Genomic DNA, 13,456 nt, shown 5'->3' with positions numbered 1-13,456 from the left:
TAATACAAATTCAGTCAACCTTAACGACAACTACACCCATCTCGGGTGCATCAAACATTCATCGTTAAAATTATTTAATTTCATCCATAGAGCGTAAGTTTTTCACCGCAATACGCTGTGCATTCTTACGATCGCGTTCTGGCATCATCTTTGGCTTATACACTGGCTGAAGATCATCACCAATTACGGCAGATAGCGGACGACGCTCTAATTGAATTTGGTCCTGTAGCAACATTAATGCTTGGATTAATGCTTCTGGACGAGGTGGGCAACCTGGGATGTACACATCGACAGGAATGATTTTATCGACACCTTGTACAACTGAGTAGATGTCATACATGCCACCTGAGTTCGCACAAGCACCCATTGAAATCACCCATTTAGGTTCTAACATTTGCTCGTACAAACGCTGAATAACAGGCGCCATTTTTACAAAGCATGTCCCTGCGACAATCATCAAGTCCGCCTGACGCGGTGAAGCACGAATTACCTCAGCACCGAAACGTGACAAGTCATGCACACCTGTTAAGGTCGTTGCATACTCTACGTAACAGCAAGATGTACCAAAGTTAAACGGCCAAACTGAGTTCTTACGTCCCCAGTTTACTGCTGTGTGTAACACATCCTCTAAACGAGTCATGAACACATTCTTATTCACTTCTTCTTCAAGCGGATCGGTAACGATCTGGCGCTCCTGAAGTGGATATTGATCAGCATTCGGATTCGCACGGGTTAAGGTATATTTCATCCCGAGTTACTCCTTGTCAGATGAGGCAGTCGGTGATTTTGGTTTCACGCGACCAGATGATTGAGCTGGAATATGACCAGTTGGGTCTGTTACCAATTCTTCAATAGAGTTAAAACGTGTAATGTCAGCAATATTCATATTAGGAGAGCCAACTTTAATCGCTTTACCAGCAGCTTTACGACGATCTGTAGGTGCCCAATTTAATGCACCCACTGACACTGCATAAACCAATGCAATCAATAAATCGACCACAAAAATTACAACAGTTGTAAAACCTAACCAGCCTACTTCACGTACAGAGGTAGACCATGCGTAAAGATAAAGCGCTTCTAAGTCAAAAACTACGAAGAAAATAGCAACCAAATAGAATTTTGCAGACAAGCGAATACGTGCACCACCTGCACCCACTACGCCTGACTCAAACTGCTCTTGCTTAGCACGGCCCCATGACTTACCCCCAAGGAGTAATGGAACTGTGAGCATAAAAGCACAAAGAAATGTAACGCCGATCACGAAGGCAATAATTGCCCATTCGTATGGAGTAATGGCACTCATGCGGGGATAACTCCTGGCAGGCCTATTTATTAACAAAGAATGTATGTATTGGCCTTCAAATACACCAAACACAAAATTAATCCCGCCAATTGTACCTGATTTATGATTTCACTTGCTAGTTTATAGGTCTTAGTCTTTTGGATGATTTTTTGAGCTTTTTTCAGTATTTCCACAGATAAAACACTGAAACACACCTTATTATCGCTTTATTGAATTAAAAAATAATTTTTCATCATTTTTTTCAACATTACTTCCATTTGATGTGGTTTTCTGCCCTGAAAATTTCCGTTGAAATGCTTTATTTTTCTCATAAGAGCTTAAATGATCTAACCACAAATTGTTTGTGCACAATTCAATACAACAGCGTTAAAAAAACATAAAATGGAATAAAAAGTACGCAAGCCAAATGAGGCTAACTTAGAAAAAGTGTAATTTCATTTACAACACTGCTACACGACAAAATTACCTGATGATCACGATTATGGTATTCCTATATCATCATGTAAAACAAATAATAAGGAGCAATTATATGAATCTAGAATTCACTCACAAACCCAATTATTACTTGTTTGCACAACTGCTTATCCGTCATATTGAAAACTACATTTTCAAACATCCAGATGCGAACAATGCAATATTTGATCTCCGTGATATCTATGAATTATTTCGCCAAGATCGTGCCTCGACCACCACCAACCTAGATGGCATTTTTGATATTGTGGATGATTACAAAGTAGAAACCCTGAATGGCGATCAAAAACTGATTGTTGGTCATTCCATTGATACACTAAATAATTCTTTATTGGTCGATTTTAATCAGGAAGCCCTTGCAAGCTTAAAAAGCGGCAAACCAGTTATTGAGCCTGACGCCAGTATTATCGATTGATTGCAAGCCCCGCAAGATAAAAGCCCAGCTTATTCCTTTACAAGAATAAATCTGGGCTTATCTTTACCACCCATTCAAAACATTCCGCTTAACTATCCGAACTTTCCTTGGTGCCAATTTTTTTCTTGGTATTGCTCTTGGCAAAGCGTTTTGCAGGCCAACTCATGGTAAATCGTGCACCTTTTAAGTTCGGACTCGCATCGACTTCAATACGACCACCAAACCAATACGCAATGCGACTCACAATCGAAAGTCCCAGTCCATAACCACCCGAAGCACGAGTCCGACTGTCATCTAAACGTGCGAAAGCTTCAAAGATGCGTTTACGGTCTTCTTCTGGAATACCCGGACCATCATCTTCAACGCAGACATAGGCCATGCCCGCCTCATTCACCCCACCGCTGATCACAATTTTGTGGTCGCAATACCGCACTGCATTACCCACCAAGTTTTGTACCACCCGATGCAAGTAACGACGCTCGGCATCTGCCACCACGCTAGGCAATGGCGCTTTGACTATAATCTCTTTTTGGGTTTTCAGTGCTTCCGTTTCAGTTGCAACCTGCTCAAGCACTTCCGCCAATACAATTTTCTCAAAATCGAGTGATGGTGTCCCCTGTTCCAGCTTGGCATATGTCATGATTTCATCAATTAAGGTATTCAGCGCCTCAATGTCTTTATCAATCATGTCGACTTGCTGAATACGATATTCGTAATCGTCTTCTTCCGCCAGCATTTCCATACCAAAACGGATTCGCGCCACCGGGGTACGCAGCTCATGCGAAACCGCTCGCATCAACTCACGCTGTGCTTCAATCAAGCGCTGAATATGATCCGACATGCTGTTATAGCTGGATGCCAAACTCGCCATTTCATCCGTACCATCCACAGGTAAACGCAAACTTAAATCGCCCGACTTCATGCGATTTAACGCGTAGTTCACCTCACGAATTTTACGCTGCATCGGCAGAATCAGACCATAGACTCCTAAACTCAACACAAACAGACTCAGCAAGGTGATACCTGCTGCCAACTGGAATGGCATCCAGTTAAACAAAGGCACAGGTCCCAACACCAATACTTCTGATGGCGAACTTGGAATTGGAGAAACAATTGAAATGGTTGTGCCACGAACGGTTGCACTATCACGATACAAGATAATGCTGTGATCTAATCTTAAACGTCCGATTTGCTCTGAATCTAAAGGTAGATTTTGTACCTTTTCAATTTCAATCGGATAAGAGAAATGCTTTTGAATTTTCGCCAAATACTCTTTTTCCTGTCCTGGGTAATACACCAAATAATCCAGAATAAAGATTGGCAATGCCTTCATTTGACGCTCACCAATTTTATCTACTTTGACATAGAGATAATGGTTGGTGTCATTTTTCAGCCCGATAATAATGTAGGCAATTGAATTTTGCGCATCATAGCGTACTGCTGCTTTTTGCTGGCTTATACGCTTTTGTTCCGCTCTCGACAAATCTACCTTATTGGCATCGACATAATAAATCGGCAATTCCAACAAGTCAGAAGCATCTGAAATCCAGTCGACTTTCTGCTGAACGGTTTGCTGACGTGCAATCCCCTCACTGATAATAAAGGAAATGCCATCAGTTAAAGACTCACGATATTCTTGCGCGCGCTGATAGTTAATGATTTGCACCAAGAGGTAACCAAACAGCGCCACGATTGCAACCAGCACAACCAGACCTGCATAGATGCGCAAGAATATACTGTGTTTAAACACGCAAATGTCCTGTGTTAATAAAAAAGCAGTGAATTACATTCCGTTGGTTTCTTTCACGAAAAGATAACCTTTACTACGCACAGTCTTAATTCGTTTTGGATTTTCTGGATCATCGCCAATTTTGGGACGAATACGCGAAATACGCACATCGATTGAACGGTCTTGACCATCATATTCAATCCCACGCAGACGCTCGAAAATGTCTTCACGCGATAGAATGCGACCCGCATTCGAAGCCAATAACCAAAGCAAGTCATATTCTGCGCTGGTGAAATCAACCAGTTCACCATTTAAAGTGACAGAACGACCACCGTTATCAATCACCAAGTCATCAAACTCAATGCGCTGTGCCACTTCATCTTCTGGCGCTTTGTCTGTACGACGTAACAAGGCACGGATACGCGCCAATAACACACGCGGCTGAACAGGTTTAGCCACATAGTCATCTGCACCCATTTCCAAGCCAAGCACCTGATCCATATCTTCAGTACGAGCAGTGAGCATTAAAATTGGTTGATGATAATGAGGGCGCACTTCACGACAAATGGTTAAACCATCTGCACCTGGTAACATTACGTCGAGCACCACAAGATCTGGTTGCTCCGCAATAATACGACGAATGGCACGATTACCATCTGGCTCAACCCCAACTTCCAATCCGTTACGGATTAAATATTCTTGGGTTAAACGCGCAAGACGCTCATCATCTTCAACAATTAAAATTTTCGGTAACTTTTCTTCTTGGCTCATAAACTGCCCCTTCAATAGGATGAAGCGTATCTTTTAAAAATCCGACAGATACGACGTAATATAATTTTGCAATATACACACGTTTACATTGTAAACAAGATGCCATTCACCAAACTGATACATCTAAGTAGCTTTTTGTAATATTTTTTAATCGTTGAATTAATTGGCTTTTTAAGATTGTAATTTTTGCAGCACTTGCCATCACATCTCGTTACAAAACGATTATTTATTCACCAAATCAAGCTATTGGTCAGAAACTGACTGATCAATTTTATTCTTTTTTACTTATCCACAAGTTTATCTATAAGCAGATAAATAGAGCTTTGCTATGCTATGCCCTTGTCTAATAAGGCTTAAACTAGAAAGACAAAAACAGGGAAATTTGAGCTATCTTTTTTTGACAAATATCAGAAAAATTTTTAGTAAAATGTCAATATTGATCTACCCTCAATTTTCCCGTATCTTGTGTTCAATTCAATCTTAAACCACTAAGTCTTGTGTTTATTCCTCAAACACTGTGGCACACTTTTTGCCCAGTTCAAATGGTCCATAAACATAACAATAGATGACAATGGAGCTATGCTGACATGAGCGTAATCACATCCACCCCTGGTCAACTTCAGGTGATTAAACGAACTGGTGACGTTGCAGCTTTTGATGCCGAAAAAATTTCTGTCGCAATTGGCAAAGCCTTTTTAGCGGTAGAAGGACAACAAAGTGCCGACTCTAGCCGTATTCATGATCGCATTTCACAACTTACTGAAATGGTCATGAATACTTTTAACCGTCGTTTACCTTCCGGCGGTACGATTCATATTGAAGAAATCCAAGACCAAGTGGAATTGGCTCTCATGCGCACTGGCGAACAGAAAGTTGCGCGCTCTTATGTCATTTACCGTGAACAGCGTGCATCTGCTCGTCAGCAAACAGGTGCACACCATCACCCGACATTACAAATCACAGCACAAGACGGTCAACTTAAGCCTTTAGACTTGAGCGCGCTCCAAGCAAAAGTAACTAAAGCAGCTGAAGGTTTAGAAGGCATCGATGCACAAGCGATTATCGATGAAACTGTAAAAAACCTTTATAACGGTGTAAAAGAGTCAGACATCTCAACTACGATGATGATGGCGACCCGTACCCGTATTGAACAAGAACCAAACTACACGTACGTGACCGCGCGTTTATTGCGTGATGACCTTGTTGCGACTGGTTTAGAGTTTTTAGGTCTTTCGACTGACACTTTAGAAAATGATGCGCTTGAAGCATTCTTGAAAAAAGGGGTTGAGTTAGAACTTCTTTCAGCAGATTTGCTTGACTTTGATCTTGCGAAGTTAGCAGCAGCAATTCAACCAGAACGTTCAAACCAGTTCACCTATTTAGGTCTACAAACTTTATTTGACCGTTACTTCATCCATTCAAATGGTATTCGCTTCGAACTTCCACAATTGTTCTTCATGCGTGTATCGATGGGTCTAGCGCTGAACGAAGAAAACCGTGAAGAACGTGCTATCGAGTTCTACAACTTATTGTCGAGCTTCGATTATATGGCGTCTACTCCGACGTTATTTAACTCAGGTACTTTACGTCCACAATTATCAAGCTGTTATTTAACAACGATTGATGATGACTTGTTTGATATTTATGGCGCAATGCGTGATAACGCCATGTTGTCTAAATGGGCAGGCGGTTTAGGGAATGACTGGACACCAGTACGTGCCTTGAACTCTTACATCAAAGGCACAAACGGTAAATCACAAGGTGTTGTACCGTTCCTAAAAGTTGCCAATGATACCGCTGTTGCAGTTAACCAAGGTGGTAAGCGTAAAGGTGCAGTATGTGCCTACCTTGAAACTTGGCACTTGGATATTGAAGAATTCCTAGAACTTCGTAAAAACACAGGTGATGACCGTCGTCGTACCCACGATATGAACACAGCGAACTGGGTTCCAGACTTGTTCATGCAACGTGTATTTGAAGATGCTGAATGGACACTGTTCACCCCTTCTGAAACACCAGACCTACACGACTTGATGGGCGTAGAGTTTGCTGAGCGTTATGCGTACTACGAATCTGTAGCAAAAGAAAATAACATGCTACACAAGAAAGTACGTGCGAAAGACTTATGGCGCAAAATGCTGTCTATGTTGTTTGAAACAGGTCATCCGTGGATCACATTCAAAGACGTATGTAACTTACGTTCACCACAACAACACGTTGGTGTCGTACACTCATCTAACTTATGTACTGAAATTACGTTGAATACCAATAAAGACGAAATTGCAGTATGTAACTTGGGTTCAATCAACCTTGTACAACACGTTCAAGGCGGTGTATTGGATCGTGAGAAACTTGCTCGCACCATTAAAACAGCAGTACGCATGCTCGATAACGTGATCGACATTAACTACTACGCTGTTCCACAAGCGAAAAACTCGAACTTGAAACACCGTCCAGTCGGTATGGGTATCATGGGCTTCCAAGATGCTTTATATGAAATGGGTATGGCGTATGGTTCAGATGCAGCGGTTGATTTTGCTGACGAATCAATGGAAGTAATTAGCTACTACGCAATCCAAACATCTAGCGACTTGGCTGTGGAACGTGGTGCTTACTCGACATTCAAGGGTTCATTGTGGGATCAAGGTATTCTGCCAATCGACTCATTGAACAAAGTTGCGCAATCACGTCCAGAACGTATGTTCGAAGTTGATCGTACACAACGTTTGGACTGGGACACTTTACGTGCCAAAGTTCAAAAAGATGGTATGCGTAACTCAAACGTGATGGCGATTGCACCAACTGCAACTATCTCGAATATTTGTGGCGTATCTCAATCGATTGAACCAACCTTCCAAAACTTGTATGTGAAATCTAACCTTTCTGGTGAATTCACTGTGATTAACCCGTACTTGGTACGTGCGTTAAAAGAACGTGGTCTTTGGGATTCAGTCATGGTTAATGACTTGAAACACTTCGAAGGTTCTGTACAGAAGATTTCACGTATTCCAGAAGAGTTAAAAGCAATTTTTGCAACTGCGTTTGAAGTTGAGCCACGCTGGATTGTAGATGCTGCTTCACGTCGTCAAAAATGGATTGACCAAGCACAATCGCTAAACCTTTACATTGCTGGTGCAAACGGTAAGAAGCTTGACATCACCTATAAGATGGCATGGTTACGTGGTTTAAAAACAACTTATTACCTCCGTGCATTAGGTGCGACTTCTGCAGAGAAATCGACCATTAACACAGGCGCATTGAATGCAGTTAAACCAACTACGGTTGCGGCGGCTCCTGTTGTAGCAGTAGCGGAAGAAAAGCCTGCTGCAGCACCTGTCGCAGAAGATGAAGGTTTTGAACAAGCAGCACCAGTGCCAATGGCATGTTCAATTGACAACCCTGATTGTGAGGCTTGTCAATAATAACCTCCCCTAACCCCTCCTAAAAGGAGGGGAATTACACCAAACTTATTGAGGTGTGAAAGTCCCTCTTTCTTAAAGAGGGATTTAGGGAGATTAAGAGTTTTGAAAGAAATTTAAAAGGAAAAGACCATGCTCCATATGACTCATAACTACATGTTAGGACTCGCGGTTCTGGTTTTTTCCTTTGTTTTCTTTTACGTGCCAATGGTCTACGCATTTGTAGCCATTCACCATCAGAAGCGTAAGCAAAATAAGTAGTGGGGACACTTGCTCTACCGAACAAAATTAGAGCATTTATCGACAAAACTTAATTTTGCTTACACAAATTGAGCGTATAGTAGGACATCTTCTTGGTTGAGATGTCTTCATAAAAGATATAAAGCAACGAAGAGAGAATTGATATGTCTATCCTAAGTTGGGACGATTTAGAAGATGATTCGCAAAAACCGGCTGCACCTGAGCACAAGTCTGCGCCCGTCGAACCGCAAAAAGCGCCTGCTGCGCCGTTGGTATCTGATGCAGAGCAACCACAGAAGAATGTGGCAGCTCCACAATCCGCTGGAACCCATTCAGTGCGAGCAACAGATCCAGCCGATCCGTTGGCAAGAGCATCTGCTTCCCTAGAAACTTTGGACGTTGCGCCTGGTCTTGAAGAGCTTGAGATGGGTGCTCAGCGTGTACAAGTTGACGACAAAGCCATGATTAACTGTCGTGCTGACTTAAACCAGCTTGTACCGTTCAAATACGAATGGGCTTGGCAGAAATATCTAGATGGTTGTGCAAACCACTGGATGCCTCAAGAAGTCAACATGAACCATGACATCGCACTTTGGAAGTCTGAAAATGGCTTAACTGAAGATGAGCGTACTATTGTTATGCGTTCTTTAGGTTTCTTCTCGACTGCGGATTCATTGGTTGCAAACAACTTGGTCTTGGCAATTTACCGTCATATTACCAACCCAGAATGCCGTCAGTACATTTTACGTCAAGCCTTTGAAGAAGCGATTCACACTCACGCTTATCAATACTGCATCGAATCTTTAGGGATGGATGAAGGCGAAGTCTTCAACATGTACCGTGAAGTTCCATCTGTAGCGCGTAAAGCGGCTTGGGGCTTAAAGTACACTCAATCTTTAAGCGATCCTTCATTCAAAACAGGTACACCTGAAAACGACCAAATTTTGCTTCGCAACTTGATCGCGTTCTACTGCGTACTTGAAGGCATTTTCTTCTACTGCGGTTTCAGCCAAATTTTGTCGATGGGTCGTCGTAACAAGATGAACGGTGTTGCAGAGCAATTCCAATACATCTTGCGTGATGAATCGATGCACTTGAACTTTGGTATCGACATGATTAACCAAATCAAGATTGAAAACCCGCATCTTTGGACAGCTGAATTCCAAGAAGAAATTATTCAGATGATTCTTGAAGGCACTATGCTTGAAATCGAATATGCTCGTGACACGATGCCACGTGGTGTATTGGGCATGAATGCAGGCATGATGGAAGAATACTTGAAGTTTATCTGTAACCGTCGTTTAAGCCAGTTGGGCTTACCTGAACAGTTTGCTGGTGTGAACAACCCATTCCAGTGGATGTCAGAAATGATGGACTTACGTAAAGAGAAGAACTTCTTTGAAACTCGCGTAACAGATTACCAAACTGGTGGCGCGTTAAGCTGGTAATTAATTTATAAAAAATCCCGCCTTGATGGCGGGATTTTTTTAATCTAATCAATCATGAAAAATGACTTATAAAATAATCTGTTGATTGGTAATTAACTCAGTCAAAGTGGTATCAACACCTTTTAAAACCACCAAATCAGTAGACTGATACTGCCCACCTGCTCCGTCACGATCAATACGAATGGTTGTATCAGTTCCATCGCTATTCACACTTAAATAGTCACTTAATGAAGCAGCACTACCATCACCTGAATAATTCACCAACAAATCACTGATATCGATTTTGTCAGCTTGGTCATCCGTAGTTGTATTTCCTAAATGGAAGTCTAGCCATGTATCTGTTCCATTGCCACCAGCATTATCGCTTTCCTCTCCATCCAGAACTTGGAACATAAGAGTATCTGAGCCAGAACCTCCAGTAATCGTGTCATTTCCAGCTTCGCCAAGAATTCGATCATTGCCAGCACCGCCATCAATAATATCATTCCCCAAACCGCCGAAAATCACATCATTACCTGAGCCTGCATTTACAGTATCGTCACCCGATCCTGCACGAATCCAATCATTAAAGTTACTACCAGTAATGACATCATCGCCATCATAGGCATAAATTCTTTGCCCCATAGATGCAGTAGATTGATCTATTAACTCACTGATATTTGTACCTTCCGTAATATAGTCATTGTAATCACCCAAGCTATTAATCAGATTTGCATCAGCCAAACTGGCTACGATATCTGAATCAACTGCTCCGTTTGTATCGGTAACAGTGATTTGCATTGCTTGCAGTACTTCTAAACTCAATGTACTACTATTGAGCAATGTTCCATTCTCATTACTGAGCTGAACAGTCGCCAATAATTCATTCAATTTCACATTATCAATAGCACCGCCATCTAATGCTGTAATCGTTAGCGTATAAGAGTATCCAAGTAGTGTGAGGGTTCCTTCTGTTGAGGCGTAACTCAATTTCAATCCGAGTTCTTGTGCTAGGCGCTCAGAGGCATCAATAATAATTTTAGTCGGCGCAACTGTAAGCAGGGAACCAAATTGAATTTCGACTTTTGCAATATTATTATCTACATCGTAGGCACCGTAGACTTGTCGATCCAAATCAATCAGCCCCAATGCCCCCACACCAACAAGCCCCAGTAACGTCCGATCTGCCAACATTGCTACTGGGTCTTCATTCACTAAAGGATCTACTAAATCCGTTTCTGGCTCTACCGTTGTGCTGTCTAAACTCACAGTCGTTGTAGATGAACCATCACTTAATTTAGTTGCTAAATCTAAGTCATTATCAATGGCTGTAAAATCAATTTCCAAAGACTCTTGCGAACCTACTGAGCCATAAAGATCATCAACAATTAATTTTCCTTTAGACAATAACTCTTGAATTATCTCTGCATCCGTTCGCGTATCAGCAGCATAATCGACACCTGACAAAATAATTTTCTGATCAACTTTGCTACTTTCAGATGCATCATAACCACCTGTGAACTCACCTGTAGTACTGATCCAAATTTCGGTTTGATTGTTTACCGTTTCAAAGTGAATATATGCAGCGAGATTACCAACTAAATTTCCTATTTTGCCTTCGCCTTGTAGCAAGCCAGATAAATCTAGAACATCTCCGCCAATCGCGGCACTGGCTGTATTAAAATCTGTAATGGTATCTATTGTTGGATCCGCTGTTGACCCCCCATCACCTTGCTCCCAAACAAAGACATCTGTGCCGTCATTACCTGTTAATTCATCATTACCAGTTCCACCATAAATCAGGTCGTTACCATTGCCTGCAACTATCGTATCATCGCCACTACCACCACGAATTAAATCATTCCCCGAACCACCAGTGAGCGTATCGTCTCCAGCATAGCCATAAATGCGCTGGCTAGTCGTTTCTGCTGATTTATCGATTGATTCGCCTCCAGCAGTACCTTCAGTCAGGAATCCACTGGTATCTGAACCTAATAAATTCCCCAGCAATGAAACATTCGCAACATCAATACTCACCTCTGTATCGGACTGTGCCAAAGAGTCCACCACATTAAGTGTATAAGTTGGGGCTAAACTTAGATCAGCAATATCGCCCAAGAATGCATCATCTACAGTAATTGACGCTAATAACTCATTAAAAGCCTGAGTCGAAACAGGATCAGAATTTGTTAGTGTAAACGTGATTGTTTGACCATATACATAACCACCAGAACCATCTGAAATAAATGATTCGTCACCAATAGTGATTGTTATACCCAGTTCTGTTGCTAAATCTTGAGATGCCGTTAATCCATAAGATGCCAAACCTAATTGACTTAATACCCCCCCAAGTGCTCCACCAATGGCATTTAGTACTGTATTCAAACCCAAAATAGCAATGAGACTTCCTATAGGAAGTGTCAAAGGACCAATTGTTAGATTTAACGCATTAACTACAGCCCCCCCTAAGTTTGTGGTTAAACTTAAAGTCAATGAAGTAATATCATTATTGGCATCTGCAACCGTAAACTTCTGGTTTGCAGTTAAATCAATTAAATCAAGTGCATTCAATCCAACAGAGCCTAACAAACCACCTTGATCGGCAATCATAGCTGTCGGAGCCACCTGAGCTGGTTCTGTCCCGATACCTTCGCCTGTACTTTCTACAGAATACTCACCTGTTTGAAAGTTGATTCGTATTGAATCACCAAAATTAGTGGTTAAGCTTAAAACCCCATCTTCAAAACTATAATTATCTGGGTCAAATTGCGTTGTTGATCCTGTATAAGTAATTGAATCTGCCAAAGCATCGTAGGTATAAGTAACCCCATTAATTGTCGCTGTAGTTAGATGTCCACCATCAGCACCAAATGAATCTACTGCGTTACCAAAGTAAATGGATGGTGTATCTCCAAAATCATAAGTCACATTTTCCGCAAGAATTGGTACATCATCGATAATATCTACGCTAATTTTCTCAAGAATAGGACTACCATCATCCTCCAAAGTAAAGATTAAGCTTTCGACATCCCCTGCATGATCAATACTGTCGAGTAGCTCGACCTGATAACTCCAAGCATTTGATGAGCCAGTTAAAGTCACCCTCAACACATCATTTTGTGTAGTGGCACCAGTTAAGGTTTTTCCATCCGCAGATAATGTCCAAGTGATTGGATTACCTTGACTGGATAAAGAAATATTAGGCACCACTAATGCTAAATCTGTATATGTTCCACTTAACTGACTTGTTACCTCGGCCGAGCCTTGGCTAGTTAATAAAGCCTCATCCAAAGTTACAGATAGTGTTGTTAAGTCTAAAGTATAGGATTCTGTTGTATCTATTGTTGATGGATTACCTGCAGCATCGTGAACTATAGCACTAGCCTCTATAGTTAAATCACCATCATCTACAAGTTCACTCCCTGACACAGCGACACTCCAAACTCCTCCACTTTGGATTTGTGTGGTATAGATTTGATTATTAATTGTCAGTGTCACCTCATCACCAATTTGATACTCACCACTCACTGAACCACTGACGTTAATCGTACCAACTGCCTCTGATAGTGTAATAACGCTGTCACTGGTAATTGGATTGATATCTATGCTGGCTATTGGTGCAATGGTGTCAATCACCACATCTTGGCTGGTCGTGCTTTGGGTATTGCCCGCTGTATCCGT

General features: G+C 41.6%; 9 protein-coding genes. 4 read left to right on the top strand and 5 right to left on the bottom strand.

The features are described 5' to 3' along the window. Window positions 1–70: 70 nt before the first annotated feature. Both ACWQ4X_RS04090 and ndhC read right to left on the bottom strand, forming a co-directional pair. Window positions 71–748, bottom strand: a complete 678-nt coding sequence (locus ACWQ4X_RS04090; protein WP_016166027.1) for a NuoB/complex I 20 kDa subunit family protein — start codon at window positions 746–748, stop codon at window positions 71–73. 6 nt (window positions 749–754) lie between these two features. Beyond that, complete coding sequence (gene ndhC, locus ACWQ4X_RS04085) at window positions 755–1,303, bottom strand: NADH-quinone oxidoreductase subunit A (protein WP_142769358.1); 549 nt, start codon at window positions 1,301–1,303, stop codon at window positions 755–757. A gap of 529 nt (window positions 1,304–1,832) precedes the next feature. Between ndhC and ACWQ4X_RS04080 the strand changes: the two genes are divergently transcribed. Further along, entirely contained in the window at window positions 1,833–2,189 is a 357-nt protein-coding gene (locus ACWQ4X_RS04080) for a hypothetical protein (protein ID WP_100242484.1), read from the top strand. 88 nt (window positions 2,190–2,277) lie between these two features. On the opposite strand, the gene bfmS is transcribed toward ACWQ4X_RS04080, so the two are convergent. Both bfmS and bfmR read right to left on the bottom strand, forming a co-directional pair. Next, window positions 2,278–3,939, bottom strand: coding sequence for a sensor histidine kinase BfmS (bfmS, locus tag ACWQ4X_RS04075; protein ID WP_457902820.1), 1,662 nt, complete (start codon window positions 3,937–3,939; stop codon window positions 2,278–2,280). Window positions 3,940–3,972: 33 nt separating this feature from the next. Further along, window positions 3,973–4,689, bottom strand: a complete 717-nt coding sequence (gene bfmR, locus ACWQ4X_RS04070) for a response regulator transcription factor BfmR (protein ID WP_016166031.1) — start codon at window positions 4,687–4,689, stop codon at window positions 3,973–3,975. 587 nt (window positions 4,690–5,276) lie between these two features. Between bfmR and ACWQ4X_RS04065 the strand changes: the two genes are divergently transcribed. The 3 genes from ACWQ4X_RS04065 to ACWQ4X_RS04055 all read left to right on the top strand — a co-directional run bounded on the left by ACWQ4X_RS04065 (window position 5,277) and on the right by ACWQ4X_RS04055 (window position 9,796). Continuing rightward, complete coding sequence (locus ACWQ4X_RS04065) at window positions 5,277–8,111, top strand: ribonucleoside-diphosphate reductase subunit alpha (protein ID WP_457902819.1); 2,835 nt, start codon at window positions 5,277–5,279, stop codon at window positions 8,109–8,111. Window positions 8,112–8,240: 129 nt separating this feature from the next. After that, a complete protein-coding gene (locus tag ACWQ4X_RS04060; RefSeq protein WP_457902818.1) occupies window positions 8,241–8,369 on the top strand; it encodes a preprotein translocase subunit YajC in 129 nt (42 codons plus the stop codon). Window positions 8,370–8,512: 143 nt separating this feature from the next. Then, window positions 8,513–9,796, top strand: coding sequence for a ribonucleotide-diphosphate reductase subunit beta (locus ACWQ4X_RS04055; RefSeq protein ID WP_457902817.1), 1,284 nt, complete (start codon window positions 8,513–8,515; stop codon window positions 9,794–9,796). 66 nt (window positions 9,797–9,862) lie between these two features. On the opposite strand, the gene ACWQ4X_RS04050 is transcribed toward ACWQ4X_RS04055, so the two are convergent. After that, the coding region (locus ACWQ4X_RS04050) for a type I secretion C-terminal target domain-containing protein (RefSeq protein ID WP_457902816.1) at window positions 9,863–13,456 on the bottom strand (3,594 nt) is incomplete at its 5' end.

The sequence above is a fragment of the Acinetobacter sp. NigerLNRRAM0016 genome, assembly GCF_054112845.1.
Note: the sequence above shows the minus strand (reverse complement) of the source record. Positions and strands in the feature narration are given on the sequence as shown.